An 18,831-nucleotide genomic window follows, 5' to 3' on the forward strand; every position below is an offset into this window, starting at 1 on the left:
CAGGATCGCATACCCGCTCACGACCAGCCGATGCCGCCGAACAAGTCGCGCAGCTTCGCCGCCCGGCGCTCCGAAGACGCGGCGATCCAGCCGATCCGGCCGAGCAGATGGGCGCGAAAGTCCGGATGACCGGCCCGGTTCTGTTCCTCCGGGCCGGTCCGGACGCAGTTGTGGAGCAGTGCGCGCAGGGCGTCGTAGTCTGCGCGCGTCGCGGCTGGCGCACTGTTGACCACCAGGCCCGCGACCCGTTGCCGCTGGTGCGCGGCGGCGATCGACGTCTTGTCGTCCCGGAGCCGGAAACCCTCGTCGGTCACGACCCGCCGGACGCCGGGGAGCAACCGGTGCAGCGGCAGGGAATCCCCGGAAAACGCCAGATCGTCCGCGTACCGCGTGTAGACCGCGCCCAGTGCCCGAGCGAGGCCGTCGAGCCGCCGGTCCAACTGGTGTGTGACCGCGTTCGCGACCGCGGGCGAGGACGGCGCGCCCTGCGGAAGATGCGTGGCCGCCAGGTTGCTCAGCAACCGCACGCGCGCCGGATCCCGCCTGCCGTCGGGCACGGTGGCGAGGACATCTGGCGGAACGGCCGTGGTGAGCACGCCCGCCAACGCCTCCGCCACGGCAGGCGGATAGCCGGCGAGAGCGAGCAGGGCGGAGATCCGGCGCGCCGACACCGCCGGGAAGAACCCTTCGAGATCCATCCTGACCACGGTTTTCCGGCCGGCATGCGGTGCCGCGCACGACATCGGCGACCGGCCGCGCCGGAACCCGTGCGCGGCCTCGTGCACCGGCAGCGCGTCGACGACGTGCCGCGCGATCCGGCGTTGCAGTTCGGCGATCCGCGGCTTCGGCCGCTCGATGAGCCGCACGCCACCCGAAGCGGTCGGGATCCAGCGGTAGGTGTAATGCCGGGTCGGGTCGGCCGCACGCCTGTTCCAGCCCTTCGCGTCGGCGAACCACGAGAGTTCGCCGGGTGTCAGATCGAGGGCGGCGGCGCTGTCGTCGAAGGTCGCCCAGCGGGCCACCTGAAATCGCCAGACCGGCGGCAGGGGTTCGAGGAGCGACGCGGAGGTGACTCTTTCTCCTGTCATCCGCGCGGACTCGCACGCGAAGCATGCCGCGCTCGCGCGGGGCGCCTTGTCTCGCTGTCTTCGTACTCCCCGGGGTTGCCCCGGAGTGGGTGGCGATCCACCGGCTCACCTCCGCGTCGCTATCGCCACCCTACCGACTTCAGCGGCTCGGGATGATCTCCGTGCCGGAGACGTAGCGCATGGCCTCGATGAACTTCGGGTCGTTCATCCGGCGCTCCATCTCCGGATAGTCGAGGTCGGCCAGCCTGGTCTGGATCCACCACAGGTTGCCGAACGGGTCGCGGACCCGGCCGACGCGGTCGCCGAAGAAGAGTTCGGTCTGCCTCGTCACTTCTTCGGCGCCCGCCTCGATGGCCCGGCGCTGCGTCTCCACGCTGTCCTCGACGTAGAGCCGCAGATACGCCGGGGTGTCGACCCAGTTGTCACGCGAGTCGAACAGCATGACGACCGAGTCGCCGATCCGGACCTCCGCGTGCCCGATCTTCCCGCCTTCGACGTACACCGGTTCACCGATCGGCTCCGCATCGAAGACCCGCTTCAAGAAGTCGATCACGCTCGCGGTGTCGCGCGAGATGATCCACGGTGTGACCGTGTGGTAGCCGTCGGGGATCGGGTTGCTCATCGGGTTCTCCTCAGTCGTCGTGTTCGATGAGAAGAACGTTAGAACCCGTATAGGACAGATCGTGTCCTAATGCGTTTTCAGCAGGAAAGGCGGCTTCGACTCCTGCCATTCCGGCATGTCCAGCGAGTCGAGCACCTCGACGATCCGCTTCTCCTCGTACCGGAAATGCGTCTCCATGATCGCCGTGAGCCCGTCCAGCTCCCGTTGGACGTGCAGGATCTCGGCCTGACTCGACCCTGGCCCGACACCGGCGACCAGCTCTTCGAGCCGTTCGATTATCCCGGTCATGACCTCGTGATCGTGCGAGAGTTCTTCGAGCGACGGCCGTAATTCGGGGAATTTCTCCGCCAGCACGAGAAAGGCACCGCCGTCCTCGCCGGTGTGATGCCTGGTCAGCGCCGAGCAGAAAGTGAGGCAATGAGCCCGGAGATCGCGCAGCCGTTCGGCGCGCCCCGCCGCGACCGAGCCGAGGTCGTCGTGCAGCGCGGCGAGCTCTTTACGCAGCCAGTTGTGAACCTGAACGAGTTGATTTCCGAACGCCGTCAACCGGCCGTTCGTCCGAGAAGGGGTTTCCATGATTTCCCATGGTCCGGCGCCTCCATGCCCGCGACGGTCTCTTTGCCGGGTGCACTGCGACGCTGAAAACACTTCAGCACGGTGCCCTGATGATCGTCAAGAGGGCTCAGCGGAAGTCACGGGACTTGGCGGTGATCCGCAGCGGCAGGTGCCGGATCTGTTCGGCGAGGACGTTCACCACCTCGCCGGTGCGCTCGACCACGCCCCGGACCAGTAACGCGGGACTGCCGCGGGCGACCCGGTGATAGCGCTGCCACACCCCCATCGTGCAGATGATGTTGATCATCCCCGTCTCGTCTTCGAGGTTCATGAAGGTGACCCCGCCCGCGGTCGCCGGCCGCTGGCGATGGGTCACCGCGCCGCCGGTCAGCACCTGCGCGCCGTGCGGGATCTCGCGCAGGCCCGCCGCCGTGACGACGCCGAGTTCGTCGAGGTGCTCCCGGACGAACTGGGTCGGGAAGCTGTCCGGCGACACCCCGGTGGCCCAGACGTCCGCGGCCGCGATGTCGATTTCGTCCATCCCCGGCAACATCGGCGCCTTGGCCCCGGTGATGAGACCCGGCAGTTTCTCCGGGCTTTCGTCGGCGACCGCGCCCGCCGCCCAGAGCGCGCTTCGCCTGCTCTCGCCGAAACAACCGAAGGCACCGGCCGCGGCCAGCGCCTCGACCTGCGGTCTGGTCAGCCGCACCCGCCGGGCGACCTCGGGCAGATCCGCGAACGGGCCGTCGCGTTCCCGCTCCTCGACGATCTTCTTCGCCAGGTTCTCGCCGATCATCCGCACGGTGGACAGGCCACCCCGCACGGCGAGCAGTTCTCCCCCTTCCGGCAAGGGTTCCAGCGTCGCGTGCGGAAGGCTCGCGTTGATGTCCGGGCCGAGCACCTGCACCCCGTGCCGCCGCGCGTCGGCCACCAGCGACTGCGGCGAGTAGAACCCCATCGGCTGCGCGCGCAGCAAACCCGCCAGGAACGCGTCCGGGTGGTAGTACTTGAAGTACGCGCTCGCGAACACCAGCAGGGCGAAACTCAGCGCGTGGCTCTCCGGGAAGCCGAAATTCGCGAACGCCTTGAGCTTGCCGAAGATCTTCTCGGCGAGCTCGCCCTCGATGTCGTTCTTCGCGGCGCCTTCGAGGAATCGCCGTTTGAGCCGTTCCATCTTCTGCTCGGAACGTTTGGACCCCATGGCGTGCCGCAGCTGGTCCGCCTCCGCCGGCGTGAAATCGGCGATGTCGAGGGCGATCTGCATCATCTGTTCCTGGAACAACGGGACACCGAGGGTCTTTCCCAGCGCGTTGGCCAGTTTCGGATGGTCGAAATCCCATTTCTCCTGGCCGTTCTTGCGCCGGATGTAGGGATGCACCGAACCACCCTGGATCGGGCCGGGGCGGATGAGCGCGACCTCGACCGCCAGATCGTAGAACGTCTTGGGAAGCAAGCGGGGCAGCGTGGCCAGCTGCGCGCGGCTCTCCACCTGGAAGACGCCGATCGCGTCGGCGCGACAGAGCATTTCGTAGATGTTCTGATCCTTGAGATCCAATTCGGAGATGTCGACCTCTTCCCCTTTGTGGTCACGAACCAGGTCGATCATATAGTGCAGGGCCGACAACATTCCGAGGCCGAGCAGATCGAATTTGACCAGCCCCGCTGCGGCGCAGTCGTCCTTCTCCCACTGCACGACACTGCGATTCTCCATGCGCGCCCATTCGATCGGGACCACCTCGCTCACCGGCTGCCGGCAGATCACCATCCCACCGGAATGGATGCCCAGGTGCCGAGGGAAGTCTTCGAGCGCGCAGGCGAGTTCCACGACCTCTTCGGGGATGTCGTGATCGTGGTCCTTCTCCGTGGCCCGCAACGCTCCCCAGCGGTCGATCTGCTTGCTCCACGCGTCCTGCTGGCCGGGCGAGTACCCCAGCGCCCGCGCCGCGTCCCGGACCGCGGACCGGGCCCGGTAGGTGATCACGTTCGCCACCTGCGCGGTGTTCAGCCGGCCGTATTTCCCGTAGACGTACTGGATCGCCTCCTCACGGCGGTCGGATTCGATGTCGAGGTCGATGTCCGGGTAGCCGTCGCGATCCGGGGCGAGGAACCGTTCGAAGAGCAGGCCGTAGCGCACGGCGTCGACCTTGGTGATGCCGAGCGCGTAACAGACGGCCGAGTTCGCCGCCGATCCCCGGCCCTGGCAGAGGATCTTGTTGGTCCGGCAGAAGTTCACGATGTCCCAGACGATCAGGAAGTAGCCGGGAAAACCCAGCTCTTCGATGATGTCCAGCTCGTGGTCGATCAGCTTCTTGGCTTTTTCGCGGTACTCCTCGTCCTTGTTCTCTTCGTGCTCCTTCGCTCCCGCGTAGGTGAGTTCGCGGAGGTAGGACGCTTCGGTGTATCCCTCCGGTACGTCGAACGGCGGCAGTTCCGGCTCGATGTGGTGGAGCTCGAACGCGCACTCCCGGCCGAGCAGCGCCGCCCGCTGCACCGCGCCCGGGTACCGCTCGAAGATCCCGGCCATCTCCTCCCCCGACCGCAGGAACGCCGTCCCCGCGGCGGGCAGCCAGCCCTCCATGTCCTCCAGGCCTCGCCGGCCGCGGATGGCGCTGAGCGCGTCGGCGAGCGGGGCCCGCTCCGGCCGGGCGTAATGCGCGGCCGTGGTCGCCACCGTCGGCAGGCCGAACTCGTCGGCCATTTCGCTCAGCAGGTCGTTGTGCGTGCTGTCCAAGGGAAGGCTGTGGTCGATGAGCTCGACGTAGACGTTCTCCCGGCCGAAGCAGTCGATGAGCTCCTTCAGTCTCACGACGGCCGCGGCGGGGCCCTCGGTGAGGAGCGCCTTGCGCACCGCGCCCTTGCGGCAACCGGTGAGCACCACACACTTCCCGCGCACCTCTTCGGCGACCGCGCGCAGGTCGTAGACCGGCCTGCCCTTCTCCGCCCTTTCCTTGGGCGACAGCGTTTCGCGGTCGAAGCCGGACAGCTGGCCGGCGGTGATCGCCCGGTTCAGGCTCAGGTACCCGTCCTGTTGCTTCGCCAGCAGGAGCAGATGCTCGCCCTCGGGGTCGGCGAAGCCGTTCTGCGGCCCGGAAAGGCCGAAACTGAGCTCCGTGCCGAAGACGGTGTGCACGCCCAGTTCCCTCGCTGCCTCGGCGAAGCGCACCACGCCGTACATGCCGTCGTGATCGGTGAGCGCGATCGCGTCCAGGCCCAGCCGCGCCGCCTCCTCCACCAGTTCCTCGGGATGGCTCGCCCCGTCGAGGAAGCTGAAGTTCGAATGGCAGTGCAGTTCGGCGTACGGCACCCGGCGCGCGGTGGCGCCGTCGTCTTCACCGATCAGCCCGGTCAGATCCGCGGGCGGCCGATATCCCTGTCGCTTGGCACTCCAGGCGGGGCTGTCACCGCCGTCGCCGGGCGGCACCTCGCCCGCGAGCTCACGGGCGAGGTCCTTCCACGGCCGCGGAGGGTTGTTCCAGCCCATGGGTCACCGGTTCTCGGTCGAACTTCTCGGCGCGGGGACGAACACTTCCGCGCGCGGGACGCACGCCGCCCAGGCGGTGTCCAACTCGGCACGCTGTACCGGGATGGCCGGTTCCTCCAGCCAGCGTCGCACCAGCCGCGTGTACTCCTCGTCCATGGTCAGTCGTACTTCCCTTCCAGTGTCCACATCGGATTCTTGTGGTGCTCGAAGCGGAGCAGGACCGCCTCTTCGGCGTCCTGCCCGTCGGCCAGCAGCACCTGCAACCGCATCCGGGTCCCCGACCGGGCGTGCCCCGCCCCGGCCCGGACACCGACGAACCACGGCCCGGCCCAGGCGATGACCTCGCGCGGCTCACCGCCCTCGAAACTCATGAGGAACGGAGCGGCGGTGACCCGGCGCCGCGCGGTGATCTCCACGACGCGCCCGTTCTCGTCCAGCACCTGAGCGGGCACCGGGCGGGCGAACACCGTCGCCGGGGAAGGAGATGGGAGCCGCCCCGCCCAGTTCGCGTCCGCCTGCGCCGACTTCTCCCGCCTGTCGCCCCACGGCACCAACCGGACCCGCTCGGCGGGATCGCGGCCGCCGTCGAGCACCGCGGTGAAGACGCTCTCCGGACCGAGCAACCCCTGCACCCGCACCAGGGCGCGGCCGGCACGCTCACCGGACAGCCCTTCGTCCTCTGTGGACGGACGCAGTACCCCCGTCGCGCCCGCCTGCCACAACCCGAGCTGCAGCGACCGTCCTTCGACCGTCTCCTCCGGCTCCAGCCGCAACCGCACGACTCCGGAGTTGGGGCGGTCCTTGGCTTTCAGCCAGCCTTCGAACTGCCAGCGCACCCTGTCCGCGACACCGAGCGGGGTCAGCGGTTCGGCGCAGCGCCACACCCGGCCGAGCTGTTCGCCGGTCTCGGTGGTGGCGTAGATACCGAGGCGGGTGCAGGCCAGCCCGTGCGCGGCCAACCCGGCGTGGAAGCGTTCGCCGAGCCCTTTCGCCACGAACGCGGCGGCGTCCACCCGGTCGATCGGCGGGTCGAACGCCTTCGCGAGGGAGAGTTCCGGTGGCGGCCGCCGACGCGACGGCGGCCGTTCGGACCGTCCTCGCGCCAGCCTGTGCGCGAGCACTCCTTCCGCCCCGAAGCGCGCGGAGACGTCGCTTTCGTCGAGGGCCGCGAAGGCGCCCAGCGTATGCAGGCCGAGCTGCTTGAGCAAGGTGACCAGCTCGGCGCGGCCCGCTTCGGGCTGATCGAGCTCGCGGATGGGCAACGGCGCCAGGAATTCCGCCGTCCCACCGGGTTCGACCAGCGTCGACCGGCGGGCGGCGAGCGTCGCGGCGAACAGGCCGTCGGCGACGCCGACCTGACTTTCCACTCCCGCGGCCACGGACACCTCGTCCACGAGTCTTTCGAGCAGGCCGTGCTCACCGCCGAAGTAGCCGGCCGCACCGTCGACCGGGACGGCGACGATCCCCGGGCGGACCACCTCGACACCGACGGCCAGCTCCTCCACGGCCCGGGCGACGGACTCGAAGAGCCGGGCGTCACGACCGTCGTCCTCGCCGAAGACCGCCAGATCCGGGCAGCAGGACTGGGCCTCGCGCCGCCGCATCCTGCGGCGGACGCCGTATCCCCTGGCCACCGCAGTGCAGGCGACCACCCGGTTCGCCGAGAAGACCGCGGCGGGGCGGCCGACGGGTTCGCCCGCGACGGCCGCGGCGGCGACCGCGGGCCAGTCCGGGCACCACAGCACCAGCATGCGCACAGGCACGTTCACGCCGTCCCCCACCTGGTCGCGGGGAAGTCCGCCCGCTCGATCTCGCCCTGGCCGGGGAACCGCAGCAAAGCCGACATCGGCCGGGCGGCCGCACCCCGGCCACCGGCCCGCACCTCCACCTCACGAGTGCGCAGGTAGCCCGCGCCACCGCCGGTGAAGCCCGTCCATCGCGTGCGACGACAGCTCAGTTCGACCTCCGCACCGGGCCAGGAACCCAGCGAAAGCAGCACCGAACCACGGTTGCGCGCGCGGGCGGACAGCCTTCTCGCCACATCGGGCCGGGCGAGCCCCGGGCCGACGACCACGAGGTCGAAACCGTCGAGCAGCGCCGCGGTCACCGCCGGGAACTCGGCACCGGGACGGGGGACCAGCGCCAGCCTGCCCACCTCGACCCCGAGTTCCGCGGCGGCGACCACCCCGAGCGCGGGCAGGCCGACCGCGACCGCCCACGCACCGCCGGCGGTCGCGGCGGCCAGCAGGGTGAGCATCAGTGACGTGGACCCCAGCACCGAAACGGTGCTCCCGCGCCGGAGCCCCGCGGCGGGCAGCAGACCGGACAACGCCGGGGACACCGGGAGCACCCTTCCCGTCGTCCTCGCGTGTTCGGCCGCGGAAGCCACGCCACTGGCCGTGCTCACTCCTGGCAAAGCCGCCAGCCTCGCCAACGGCAAGGCCCGCGCCTCGACCACCTCCGCTGTCACCGGACCTCGCCTCCCCACGACACCTAGACCGTCCTTTGTGGACGGCACCGGCGTGCCACGGGGAAGGCGGCACTTCGAACGCGTGTTCGATGACTCCAGTAGACCGGGTGGCGCAGCGGTTGTCAAGCGAGCCGGAACGATCACCGGACCTGTCACGTCCGATATCCGGAATCACCGCGTCTGGAAAGGAAAACCCGCAGTGGACGACGCTTGGCCCGAGACGGTGAACGGCTGGGAACTCGCCAGGGAGGGCCCTATCGAGAACTACCGCAAACGGCTGGCCAACCAGGTCACGGTCACCGCGATCTGGGAGAACGGGACCGGGCGGGGCCAGGTGGACGCCCGTACCGAGCCGCTGGGCAGCGGACGGACCCTGACCAGCAGCCGCAAGGACTTCCGGGACAAGGACGCGTTCTGGACCGCCGCGACGTGCGTGCTGGAGATGGCGGCGAACCTGCCGTCACTGGACTGGAGCACGAGCCCGGCGGACTCGGCGCTGGCCGGGACCGTGGCGGGGATGGTCGAGGCGAAGCCCGGCACCAGCGGTCATCCGGAGGCCGAACTGACGTTCACGCTGACCGAAGGGCACACCGTGACCCTGGTCATGACCGACGAACAGGCCTTCGACCTGAGCAACGCCATTTCGCGGCTCGATCACCACGTCTGGTCCGAAGAACGCGAAGACGATGAAGAAGATGAAGATGACTACGAGGACTACGACGAACCCGTCGTAGTGGAAGAAGTGCCTGACGTCAGCGAAGTCCGGTCCGGTCCGGACACCGGGCACGACCTGGTCACGGTGCTGGAGGAACGGTTCGGAGTCACCGAGGACGACCTGCTGGCGCACGTCGACTGGTCCGCGCTCATCGTGGTGGGTGAACCCGCGGTGAGCTCCCTCATCGAACGGGGTGGCGAGCTGACCGCCGCGGTGGCTCCGCGGTGGTATCCGGTCGTGGCGGACCGTCCCGGTGAACGCTGGGTCGTCCTGAAGCGCACCGGCCTGCGGTACCACGGGGAATGAAACCTCGTCGCCGTGAACCCGTGCGTGCCCCAGGATAGGCACATGTACCCGGAGATCGAGCCCCACGCGTCAGGCCATCTGGACACCGGTGACGGCAACCTCGTGTACTGGGAGGAATGCGGAAACCCCGGCGGCAAGCCCGTGGTGTTCCTGCACGGCGGTCCCGGCGGCGGCTGCTCGCCGTCGCACCGCCGGCTGTTCGACCCGTCCGCCTATCGGATCGTCCTGTTCGACCAGCGCGGGTGCGGGCGGTCGCTGCCGCACGCATCGGAGTCGGAGGATCTTTCGTCGAACACGACCTGGCATCTCGTCGACGACATCGAACGCCTGCGTGAGTCGCTGGACATCCCGCGGTGGCAGGTGTTCGGCGGATCCTGGGGGTCGACGCTGGCGTTGGCGTACGCCGAGAAGCACCCGGAGCGGGTGTCGGAACTGGTGCTGCGCGGGGTTTTCACGCTGCGTTCGTCCGAAGTGGACTGGTACTACCGGGGTGGCACGGCGAACGTCTACCCGGACCTGTGGGAGAAGTTCACGGCGCCGATCGCCGGCCTCGACGGCGATCCCGTCGAGTTGTACGCGAAGCTGCTCGCCGACCCCGACCCAGCGGTGCACGGGCCTGCCGCCGTCGCGTGGAGCACCTGGGAGGGCGCGACGGGGACTCTGCTCCCCCGGCCCGAACTGGTGGCGGATTTCGCCGTGCCGGAGTACGCGCTGGCGTTCGCCCGCATCGAGAACCACTATTTCGTGAACAACGGATGGCTCGAGGAGGGACAGCTGATCCGGGAGGCCGCCGCGTTGAAGGACATACCCGGTGTGATCGTGCAGGGGCGGTACGACGTCGTCACGCCCGCGGTTTCCGCGTGGGACCTGCACAAAGCGTGGCCGGAGTCGGAACTGGTGATCGTGCCGGATGCCGGGCACGCGTACGACGAGCCCGGCATCCTGGCCGCGTTACTGGCGGCGACGGATCGGTTCCGCGATCAGCCCTAGCGGGAAGCGGAACTCCGGGCCGAATCGGTCCGCCTCGGCGTTCAACCCCTCCGGTGAAGCCGACGGCCGGCGCCCGGTCTCACAGCACGCGCGGCGGTGTGCCGGCGCCGAGATCGACCCAGGCCTCCCGCTAGGCCTGGGTCACGAGGGTCGCGTTCACTGGATCGGGCGAGCACGCGCGGTAATCCACTCCGGTGTTCCGATCGGGTTCACCGGCCTGCACCTCCGGATCAGCCCGGTGCTCGCCCCGGGACAGCTGGTCGCAGACGGCCAGAACGAACTCCGGAGACGATGCGCCGTCGACCAGCCGGAGACGTCTTCGCGAGGTTCCGGCTTCTTGAGTGTCATGCTCAGGCACTCTTCCGCCGGATGAGCTCCTCGACGGCGGAAGGCAGGGTGGTCTCGAAGTCGATGAGCTTGACCCAGGTCGGGGTCATCACGACGCGGACCATGCCGTCGTAGAGCGACCGCACGCTTTCCTCCCACTCGACCCGCTGCTCGGGCGTCATCTCATAGGTACCGCTCCACTGCAGGTACTCGTCGGGGATGCCGTCGACGTGGTCCAGTTCGACGGTGCCACGGAGGAGCAGGATCTTCGGCGGGTGCGATTCGGTGTCGATCGTCAGCGCGACGGCGGGGTTGCGGCGCAGGGCCGGCAGCTTCTGGGCGTTCGTCGGGGTGCACATGACGATCTCCTCACCGTTCCAGTGGATGCCGATCGGGATGGACCGCGGCGTGCCGTCAAGCGCGGTGTAGGCCAGCCGCGCCAGGTCGCGGGCCAGGAGTTCCCGGCTGAGCGGGCGGTTCAGGATCTCGTCGATCGTGTTCTGCTGCATGTCGCTCTCTCCTAGGGTCGCCGTCTTCGCGGACACCCAGGGACGCCGCCGACCGGTGCACCTCGACACTCCATAATGTGACCCGCGTCACGTCGCCTTTAGCGGGCTAAACGCGATCCGGTTGTCGAAAGCGCCCCTGGCCAGGCGTCGCTCTTGTGAAGGCAGACGAGAGGACAAGTCATGGCGAAGGAATCCGAGGTCCGCTTCGAGGGCTTCCTCCCCACCACACCCGCGGACACCTGGGCCGCGATCACCACGGGCAGCGGCGGCTGGCTCTGGCCGATCCAGTACGAACCCCGCGACGGCGGCGCCGAGTCCGGCCTCACCCCCGACGGCGGCATGGTCACCGTCTGGAAGCCGTCACAGCGCTTCGTCACCTACGCGGAAGACGAGAGCGGCTGGTTCAACACGCTCGAATACGTCCTCGAACCGAGGGACGGGGGCACGTACCTGCGCTACGAGCACACCACCGTCCTCGACGACTGGGACGTCGAATACGACGCGTGCCGTCAGCACACGTCGTTCTACCACCACTCGCTGGGCGAGTACCTGACGCACTTCAACCGGCGTCCGGCGAAGTACTTCAAGACCGACGCGCCCGAAGTGTCGAAGGCCCCGGAGGCGTTCGAGGCCGTGCGGGCGGCGATAGGCGCGAAGGCCGTGGGTGACCGGGTGTACCTCGACATCCCCGGCGTCGAGGGCGTCGTGGACTATCTGACACCGGCCTTCATCGGCGTCCGGACCGAAGACGCGCTGTACCGCTTCTACGGCCGGAACGCCTGGGGCTGGCCTGTCGGCATCGGGCACCACCTGTTCGCCGAAGACGCCGACGCGGACGAGGCCGAGAAGGCGTGGACGGCCTGGCTGAACGGCCTGTACGCCTAGCGGGGCAGGTTCTTCACGAGTTCGGCGCCCACGGACTTCGCCACTTCGGCGGACTCCACGGGCGGTATCGGCGAGTTCGTGAAGAACCCTTTGTCCCATCCCTTGTAGGTGACGATGACGACGTACACGCCCTGGGTGACCCGGAGCTCAGCGCCGCTGAAGGCGCTGTCGGTGTCGAGGGAGACGAGAACCGCCTTCTCCCCGATGCCCTGCACCTGCTGCTGGCGCTCGGACGGCGCGGCCGACCCGGGAGACGACTCCGACGCGCGCTTCTCGGCGTTCGGCCCCTCGTAGCGGTACACCGTGACCTGGAGGGCGCGGTCGTGGACGTTGTCGCTCTCCGGGGGCAGCCAGGAACAGCCCTGCTGCTTGGTGACGATGTCGCCCGCTTTGATCTCGTTGTCCCGGACACCCTGGAAGCTGCTGGTGAACGCCTTGTTCAGCAGCTCCGGCGGGAGCGTGCACTCGGCGGGCGGCTGCTGCGAGACCGGCGCCTTGCCGACCGACGAGTAGTACTCCGACGCGAAGATGCCGCCGGGAATGCCCAGCCCGAGAAGGACGACGCCGCCCACGATCAGGCCGACGATCAGCCCGGTCTTTTTCTTCTTGGGTGGCGGCCCGTAGCCGGGCGGGCCATACCCGGGCGGCGGACCGTAGCCGGGCTGAGGCGGGCCGTAACCCGGCTGCTGTCCATAGCCGGGCTGGCCTCCCTGCCCAGGCGGCGGGCCATAACCCGGCCCCTGGCCATACCCCTGCGGCGGCTGGTGCACCGATCCTCCCCATCGATTCGCGTACGTCCGCGTCGCGTTTAGCCCGCTAAAGGCGACGCGCGCCCGGACCTGCGTTTCGCGGGCTAACCGCGATCCGCGGCCAGCATGGCACGACGGCCGGGGCCGGGCACCGGGAATGCCGTGGTCCTGTCCGCGGTCGCCCCGGATCGCGATTAGGGGGCTAAACGCAGGTCCGGGCCCGGATCGCGATTAGCCCCCTAAACGCAGGTCGGCGTCAGTGGGCGAAGTGGCGCGTGCCGGTGAGGTACAGGGTGACCCCGGCGGCCTCGGCGGCGGCGATGACCTCGGCGTCGCGGATCGAGCCGCCCGGCTGGACGACGGCGCGGACGCCGGCCTCCAGCAGGACCTCGAGCCCGTCCGGGAACGGGAAGAAGGCGTCCGAAGCAGCGACGGAGCCCTTCGCCCGGTCGCCCGCACGTGAGACCGCGAGCCGCGAGGAGTCGACCCGGTTGACCTGGCCCATGCCGACGCCGACGGTCGCGCCGTCGTTCGCCAGCAGGATCGCGTTCGACTTCACCGCGCGCAGCGAACGCCACGCGAACTCGAGGTCGGCCAGCGTCCGCTCGTCGGCGGGCGCGCCGGTGGCCAGGGTCCAGTTCGCCGGGTCGTCGCCCTCGGCGGCGATCGTGTCGACGGTCTGCACCAGCATGCCGCCGGAAATCGGCCGGAACTCGATCGGATCCGGCGACGTGATCGCGGGCAGCTTCAGCAGCCGCACGTTCTTCTTGCGCTGAAGGATCTCCAGCGCCTCGGCGTCGAAGTCCGGCGCCAGGACGACCTCGGTGAACACCTCGGAGATCTGCTCGGCGGCCTCGCGGCTCACCGGCCGGTTGGTCGCGATCACCCCGCCGTAGGCCGAAACCGGGTCACACGCGTGCGCCTTCCGGTGCGCCTCGGCGATGTCCTCACCGACCGCGATCCCGCACGGGTTGGCGTGCTTGATGATCGCGACGGCCGGGGCCTCGAAATCGTAGGCGGCACGGCGCGCGGCGTCGGTGTCGACGTAGTTGTTGTACGACATGGCCTTGCCGTGCAGCTGCTCCGCGTGCGCGAGGCCCGGCCGCCAGTGCTTGTACAGCGCGGCCTTCTGGTGCGGGTTCTCGCCGTAGCGCAGCACGTCGCCGCGCTCCCACGAAGCACCGGTGAAGTCGGGGAACCCGGAGTCGTCCGCGGGCGCGTAGACGTTCGCGAACCACGAGGCGACGGCGGTGTCGTACGCCGCCGTGTGCGCGTAAGCCTGCGCGGCGAGCCGCTTGCGGTCGGCCAGCTCGAAACCACCGGCGGCGACGCGCTCCAGCACCCACTCGTAACGGGCGGGGTCGACCACGACGGCGACGCTGCTGTGGTTCTTCGCCGCGGCGCGCACCATCGCCGGGCCGCCGATGTCGATGTTCTCGACACAGTCTTCGGGGCTCGCGCCCGAGGCGACGGTCTGCGTGAACGGGTACAGGTTGACCACGAGCAGGTCGAACGGCGCGATGTCGAGCTGCTTGAGCTGCTCGACGTGCTCCGGGCGGTCGCGGTCGGCGAGCAGGCCCGCGTGCACGCGCGGGTGCAGCGTCTTGACCCGGCCGTCGAGGGACTCGGGGAACCCGGTGACCTCTTCGACCGGCGTCACCGGCACCCCGGCGCTCGCGATGACCTTCGCCGTGCCGCCGGTCGACACGATCTCGACACCCGCCGCGTGCAGCCCGGTGGCGAGTTCGAGCAGGCCGGCCTTGTCGGAGACGCCGATCAGCGCGCGCCGGACGGGACGCTGTCCCTGTGCGGTACTCACGAAAACCTCACCTTTCGTCCCTCGACCGCGCACCCGCTCCGGCCGAGTTTTTCGATCGTTTCCACCAGGAGCCTGCGTTCCACGGCCTTGATCCGCTCGTGCAGGACGTGCTCGTCGTCGTCGGGCTCCACGATCACCGGCTCCTGCGCGATGATCGGCCCGGTGTCGACTCCGGCGTCGACGAAATGGACCGTCGACCCGGTGACCTTGACGGCCATCGCCAGCGCGTCGGCCACGGCGTGCGCGCCGGGGAACGACGGCAGCAACGCCGGATGTGTGTTGATCACGCGGCCGGGGAACCGCGCGAGGAATTCGGCGCCGAGGATCTTCATGAACCCGGCCGAGACGACCAGGTCCGGCTGATAGGCGGCGACGGCTTCGGTGATCGCCTTGTCCCACGCCGCGCGGTCCGGGTGATCGGCCATCCGCACGGTGAACGACGGCACGCCGGCACGTTCGGCCCGGGTGAGCGCCTTGATCCCGGCGCGATCCGCTCCGACGGCGACCACCTTCGCCGGGAAGTTCGGCTTTTCGACCGCGTCGAGCACGGCTTGCAGCAGCGTGCCGGAACCGGACGCGAGGACGACGAGCTTCACCGGAGTGGGCAGGTCCAACCGACTAGCCAGAACGGGCTCCTTGCCACGGCGGTACGCACTCGGGCGTACGGCGCTTCACCTGGTCGCGACAACCCTAACGGTCGTCGCCGGGGGCGCTTTCGTCGCCGGACCCCTCGGTGGATTCGGTCACAGCGTCGTCGACGGCGATGTCCTGCTCGGGCTCGGGTTCGGGCTCCGGCTCGACCGCTGGTTCCGCCGGGGTCTCGTCGAGGTCCTCGCCCAGTTCCCTGGCGAGTTCCTCTTCGGCTTCCTCGTCGAATTCCTCGTCGAGCTCGGCTTCGGGTTCCTCCGCCGGTTCTTCGGCTTCGGACTCGACGGGTTCTTCTCCGGCTTCGGCGCTGTCTTCGACCTCGGGTTCGCCCGGCGGTTCGGGGGCCTCGTGAGCTCCGGCGAAGAACGCGACGAATCCGCCGGGGACGACGATCCAGCAGAAGGCGATCACCGACGCGACCCCGACCGGCACGCTGACCGGATCGAACGGCCCGTCCCCCAGCCTGCCACCGGCAAGGGTCCCGAGGATGACGCAGCCGAACGCCACGAGCGCGCCCGCGACGGCGACCGCCCGCATCCGCAGCATCGGGTCCTCGTCGATCGCACGGATCCGCCAGCCGACCAGCGCGCCGACCAGCGCGGGCAGGAGCAGCAACGCGGGCCACCAGACGGCGTGGTGCGACGGGACCCCCGCCAGCACCGGCACCCCTGGCAGCTGCCCTTCCTGGTAGCCGAACATCCCGACGGTCAGCGAACCGACCGAGAAACCCGGCCCGGTGGTGAACGACAGCGCGGCGACGACCGCGTTCGGCAGATAGGCGACGGAAAGCACGAACAGGCCGAAGCTCGCACCGAATCCCGGCTCGAACAGACTGTCCACAGTGGACCACGAGAGCGCGGTGGCCGCGGTGAACACCACGGCACCACAGGCGATCAACGCGGCGAGGCCGAGCGCGCCCGCCCGCAGGCCCTGGATGGCCACCGGGTCGAACCGGTCCCGCACCGAGGCCGGAAGGCCACAGACCCTGGCGACTCCCGCGATGGCGGCGAGTCCGGCGAGAAGTCCCGGTACGCAGAAGGCGGTCAGCGCGTTCACGTCGACCGGCGATCCGCCCGCCAGCAGGGCGACGAGCACACCGAACAGGGCGTGGGCGCCGGCGATCACCGTCACCACCGGAATGGCGTCCGCCGGGGTCCGGCCGCCGCCCCTCCGGGCGGCACGCGCGGCCGCCCGAGCCACGAGCCAGCCGACGAAGAGCGTCGGCAGCAGCGGGAGCACGCCGAGCGGATGACCGCCGAGGTCGAGTTCCACCTGCCATGAGGCGAGCCAGCCGGGGCCGGCGGCGAGCAGGGCGCCGCTGGCGGAGAACCGGGACCGGTCGGCGCCGAACGAAACCGCCGCGAGAACGGCCGCGATGGCGGTGAAGGAGAACAACAGGGGCGCGCAGGCCGCCGCGAGCAACACACGAACCCGCTTCGCCCTGGAGACCTCCAGCTCGGGGACGAGGTCGCTCACCGGCTCTTCGCCCGGCGGGCGTTCGTCGCGGGTGAGCAGCTTCATGAACCGCACCATGACATCCGGACTGGGCCGTCCGGGTGAGGCACGCCGCCGCCCGTCTTCGCACGTGGCCCAACCCACCCGGTCGGGTAACCCGGAAAAGAAAAACACCCGCTGTGACACGGAGAGTCACAGCGGGTGTTTTTTCGTGCGAGAGGTCAGCTCTGCTGGCCGAAACCACCGGGCGGCGTGCCCGGGTTCTGGCCCGACTCCGACGAGGAGGACGGCGGCTGCTGGAAGAACTGGCCCTGCTGCGGCGCGTACGTCGTGGCCTGCTGGCCCGGCGGCTGCGTGACCGGCGGCTGGAATCCGCCCGGCTGCGAGAACGGGCCTGACTGCTCACCCTGCTGCTGCCCCTGCTGGCCCGAACCGGGGAACGGCTGGACCTGCGTGGCGGCCGGGCCCTGCTGACCCTGCTGGCCGAACGGACCCTGCGGGCCCTGCTGGGGGAACTGCTGGCTGTACGGGGCCTGCGGCGCCTGCTGCTGCGGCTTCGCGGCGGGCAGCTTGATGACGTCGTGCTCGAACAGCAGCGCGGCGACCGCGACCAGCATCTGCAGGATGCCGAGGATCAGGACCACGGTGAGGATGCCAGGGACCGAGACGTCCTCACGGCCGCTCCCGTAGCCGATGACCAGGTCCAGTGCCCCGAACGCGCCGATGACGCTGAACAGCGCGGCGAACGGCAACGTCTTCGGGCCGCGCGGCAGCGCGTGCAAGGCCGCGAGCAGACCGCTGATCAGAAGGAAGAGCGAAACCTGCCCGGCGGCGTCGGCCTCGTCGGAGAAACCGATGAAGAACTGCACCAGCCCGAGGACCGTGACGGCGAGCGCGAGCAGCAACGCCAGGTTCAGCGGAGTCGCCGGTGACGGCGCCTGCTGCTGCGGAAAGGCTCCCGAGCCGGGGTTGGGGTGTTGCTGGCCGCCACCCTGCTGGGGGTAGCCGGGCCCACCGCTGGGATAGGACATCCGAATGCTCTCCTGTCGTTCGACCGGCACCCCGGGGCGCGCGGGACTCCCGGGACAAACGAGGCGGCTGTGATGCTCGAACGCTAGCGCACACGCGGTCACCCCACGCCTCGGGCTCTGAGACGTCTCTACACCCGGTCAGGTTCCGTGCGGAACCCCTCGGCGACGTCCGGATCGCGTTTAGGGGGCTGAACGCACGTGCGTTCAGCCCCCTAAACGCGATCCGGGGGAAAAGAGCGGGCCGGGCACCGGTGAGGGTGCCCGGCCCGCCGGGAAAGCTCAGTCTCCGAAGATCAGAGGCTGTTGTACAGCTCGCGCGCCAGGACGGCGGTCTCGCTCGGGGTCTTCCCGACCTTGACGCCGGCGGCCTCGAGGGCCTCCTTCTTGGCGGCCGCCGTGCCGGAGGAGCCGGAGACGATGGCGCCGGCGTGGCCCATCGTCTTGCCCTCGGGCGCGGTGAAGCCCGCGACGTAGCCGACGACCGGCTTCGTCACGTTGTCCTTGATGTAGGCCGCGGCACGCTCTTCGGCGTCGCCGCCGATCTCGCCGATCATCACGATGACCTTGGTCTCGGGGTCGGCCTCGAACGCCTCGAGGGCGTCGATGTGCGTCGTGCCGATGACCGGGTCGCCGCCGATGCCGACACCGGTCGAGAAACCGATGTCACGCAGCTCGTACATCATCTGGTAGGTCAGCGTGCCCGACTTCGACACGAGACCGATCGGGCCGGCACCGGTGATGTCGGCCGGGATGATGCCGGCGTTCGACTTGCCGGGGCTGATCACGCCGGGGCAGTTCGGCCCGATGATGCGGGTCTTGTTGCCGGTCGCGACCGCGTGCGCCCAGAAGTAGGCCGAGTCGTGCACCGGGATGCCCTCGGTGATCACCACGGCGAGCGGGATCTCGGCGTCGATCGCCTCGATGACCGCGTCCTTGGCGAACTTCGGCGGCACGAAGATGACCGAAACGTCGGCGCCGGTCTCCTTGATGGCCTCCTCGACCGTGCCGAACACGGTGAGGTCCTTGCCCTCGATGGAGACGGTCTGGCCGGCCTTGCGGGCGTTGACGCCACCCACGATGTTCGTGCCGGACTTCAGCATCTTGGTCGCGTGCTTCATGCCCTCGGAGCCGGTGAGCCCCTGGACGATGACCTTGCTGTTCTCGTTGATGAAGATCGACAT

The 18,831-nt window shown here is 69.4% G+C and carries 17 protein-coding genes; 3 read left to right on the top strand and 14 right to left on the bottom strand.

Going from position 1 to position 18,831, the window contains the following annotated elements; translation table 11 throughout:
* Positions 1-17: 17 nt before the first annotated feature.
* From CVV72_RS24935 to CVV72_RS24965, 7 genes are all read right to left on the bottom strand, one after another.
* A complete protein-coding gene (locus tag CVV72_RS24935) occupies positions 18-1,088 on the bottom strand; it encodes a reverse transcriptase family protein (protein WP_219146046.1) in 1,071 nt (356 codons plus the stop codon).
* Between the two features lie 139 nt (positions 1,089-1,227).
* Positions 1,228-1,710, bottom strand: coding sequence for a VOC family protein (locus CVV72_RS24940; RefSeq protein ID WP_219146047.1), 483 nt, complete (start codon positions 1,708-1,710; stop codon positions 1,228-1,230).
* Positions 1,711-1,776: 66 nt separating this feature from the next.
* Positions 1,777-2,286, bottom strand: a complete 510-nt coding sequence (locus CVV72_RS24945; RefSeq protein ID WP_219146048.1) for a hemerythrin domain-containing protein — start codon at positions 2,284-2,286, stop codon at positions 1,777-1,779.
* Positions 2,287-2,392: 106 nt separating this feature from the next.
* Positions 2,393-5,746 carry an error-prone DNA polymerase gene (locus CVV72_RS24950; protein WP_219146049.1) on the bottom strand — a complete coding sequence of 1,118 codons (3,354 nt, stop codon included), beginning with the start codon at positions 5,744-5,746 and terminating at the stop codon, positions 2,393-2,395.
* A gap of 3 nt (positions 5,747-5,749) precedes the next feature.
* A complete protein-coding gene (locus CVV72_RS24955; RefSeq protein ID WP_167373507.1) occupies positions 5,750-5,902 on the bottom strand; it encodes a hypothetical protein in 153 nt (50 codons plus the stop codon).
* 2 nt (positions 5,903-5,904) lie between these two features.
* Complete coding sequence (locus CVV72_RS24960; protein WP_219154105.1) at positions 5,905-7,497, bottom strand: DNA polymerase Y family protein; 1,593 nt, start codon at positions 7,495-7,497, stop codon at positions 5,905-5,907.
* Between the two features lie 14 nt (positions 7,498-7,511).
* Positions 7,512-8,186 carry a hypothetical protein gene (locus CVV72_RS24965; RefSeq protein ID WP_370641974.1) on the bottom strand — a complete coding sequence of 225 codons (675 nt, stop codon included), beginning with the start codon at positions 8,184-8,186 and terminating at the stop codon, positions 7,512-7,514.
* 229 nt (positions 8,187-8,415) lie between these two features.
* On the opposite strand from CVV72_RS24965, the gene CVV72_RS24970 reads away from it, so the two are divergent.
* Together CVV72_RS24970 and pip are read left to right on the top strand one after the other, a co-directional pair.
* Complete coding sequence (locus CVV72_RS24970; RefSeq protein WP_219146051.1) at positions 8,416-9,237, top strand: hypothetical protein; 822 nt, start codon at positions 8,416-8,418, stop codon at positions 9,235-9,237.
* Between the two features lie 42 nt (positions 9,238-9,279).
* Positions 9,280-10,227, top strand: coding sequence for a prolyl aminopeptidase (gene pip, locus CVV72_RS24975; protein WP_219146052.1), 948 nt, complete (start codon positions 9,280-9,282; stop codon positions 10,225-10,227).
* A gap of 350 nt (positions 10,228-10,577) precedes the next feature.
* Here the strand turns inward: pip and CVV72_RS24980 are convergent, their stop codons facing one another.
* On the bottom strand, positions 10,578-11,063 hold the full coding sequence (locus tag CVV72_RS24980) for a pyridoxamine 5'-phosphate oxidase family protein (RefSeq protein ID WP_219146053.1): 486 nt from the start codon (positions 11,061-11,063) through the stop codon (positions 10,578-10,580).
* A gap of 180 nt (positions 11,064-11,243) precedes the next feature.
* On the opposite strand from CVV72_RS24980, the gene CVV72_RS24985 reads away from it, so the two are divergent.
* Positions 11,244-11,948 carry an SRPBCC domain-containing protein gene (locus CVV72_RS24985; RefSeq protein WP_219146054.1) on the top strand — a complete coding sequence of 235 codons (705 nt, stop codon included), beginning with the start codon at positions 11,244-11,246 and terminating at the stop codon, positions 11,946-11,948.
* On the opposite strand, the gene CVV72_RS24990 is transcribed toward CVV72_RS24985, so the two are convergent.
* From CVV72_RS24990 to sucD, 6 genes are all read right to left on the bottom strand, one after another.
* Positions 11,945-12,718, bottom strand: coding sequence for a hypothetical protein (locus tag CVV72_RS24990; protein WP_219146055.1), 774 nt, complete (start codon positions 12,716-12,718; stop codon positions 11,945-11,947). The two genes, CVV72_RS24985 and CVV72_RS24990, sit on opposite strands and share 4 nt — an antisense overlap.
* 235 nt (positions 12,719-12,953) lie before the next feature.
* Positions 12,954-14,516, bottom strand: a complete 1,563-nt coding sequence (gene purH, locus CVV72_RS24995; protein WP_219146056.1) for a bifunctional phosphoribosylaminoimidazolecarboxamide formyltransferase/IMP cyclohydrolase — start codon at positions 14,514-14,516, stop codon at positions 12,954-12,956.
* Positions 14,513-15,130: a phosphoribosylglycinamide formyltransferase gene (gene purN, locus CVV72_RS25000; protein WP_219146057.1), complete on the bottom strand. Its 618-nt coding sequence runs from the start codon at positions 15,128-15,130 to the stop codon at positions 14,513-14,515. Before purN ends, purH begins: the two co-directional genes overlap by 4 nt.
* Positions 15,131-15,206: 76 nt before the next feature.
* A complete protein-coding gene (locus CVV72_RS25005; RefSeq protein WP_219146058.1) occupies positions 15,207-16,697 on the bottom strand; it encodes a DUF6350 family protein in 1,491 nt (496 codons plus the stop codon).
* A gap of 143 nt (positions 16,698-16,840) precedes the next feature.
* Positions 16,841-17,650, bottom strand: a complete 810-nt coding sequence (locus CVV72_RS25010) for a DUF5336 domain-containing protein (RefSeq protein ID WP_219146059.1) — start codon at positions 17,648-17,650, stop codon at positions 16,841-16,843.
* 293 nt (positions 17,651-17,943) lie between these two features.
* On the bottom strand, positions 17,944-18,831 hold the full coding sequence (sucD, locus tag CVV72_RS25015; RefSeq protein WP_005165134.1) for a succinate--CoA ligase subunit alpha: 888 nt from the start codon (positions 18,829-18,831) through the stop codon (positions 17,944-17,946).

Origin of the sequence: Amycolatopsis sp. TNS106, assembly GCF_019330265.1 — a bacterium.
In the GTDB taxonomy this organism is placed as follows: domain Bacteria; phylum Actinomycetota; class Actinomycetes; order Mycobacteriales; family Pseudonocardiaceae; genus Amycolatopsis; species Amycolatopsis lurida.

Excerpts from the sequence above, each read along its gene's own strand:
- CVV72_RS24935 (WP_219146046.1), bottom strand. The coding sequence starts at position 1,088 with ATGACAGGAGAAAGAGTCACCTCCGCGTCGCTCCTCGAACCCCTGCCG.
- CVV72_RS24940 (WP_219146047.1), bottom strand. The coding sequence starts at position 1,710 with ATGAGCAACCCGATCCCCGACGGCTACCACACGGTCACACCGTGGATC.
- CVV72_RS24945 (WP_219146048.1), bottom strand. The coding sequence starts at position 2,286 with ATGGAAACCCCTTCTCGGACGAACGGCCGGTTGACGGCGTTCGGAAAT.
- CVV72_RS24950 (WP_219146049.1), bottom strand. The coding sequence starts at position 5,746 with ATGGGCTGGAACAACCCTCCGCGGCCGTGGAAGGACCTCGCCCGTGAG.
- CVV72_RS24955 (WP_167373507.1), bottom strand. The coding sequence starts at position 5,902 with ATGGACGAGGAGTACACGCGGCTGGTGCGACGCTGGCTGGAGGAACCG.
- CVV72_RS24960 (WP_219154105.1), bottom strand. The coding sequence starts at position 7,497 with ATGCTGGTGCTGTGGTGCCCGGACTGGCCCGCGGTCGCCGCCGCGGCC.
- pip (WP_219146052.1), top strand. The coding sequence starts at position 9,280 with ATGTACCCGGAGATCGAGCCCCACGCGTCAGGCCATCTGGACACCGGT.
- CVV72_RS24980 (WP_219146053.1), bottom strand. The coding sequence starts at position 11,063 with ATGCAGCAGAACACGATCGACGAGATCCTGAACCGCCCGCTCAGCCGG.
- CVV72_RS24985 (WP_219146054.1), top strand. The coding sequence starts at position 11,244 with ATGGCGAAGGAATCCGAGGTCCGCTTCGAGGGCTTCCTCCCCACCACA.
- CVV72_RS25005 (WP_219146058.1), bottom strand. The coding sequence starts at position 16,697 with ATGGTGCGGTTCATGAAGCTGCTCACCCGCGACGAACGCCCGCCGGGC.
- CVV72_RS25010 (WP_219146059.1), bottom strand. The coding sequence starts at position 17,650 with ATGTCCTATCCCAGCGGTGGGCCCGGCTACCCCCAGCAGGGTGGCGGC.
- sucD (WP_005165134.1), bottom strand. The coding sequence starts at position 18,831 with ATGTCGATCTTCATCAACGAGAACAGCAAGGTCATCGTCCAGGGGCTC.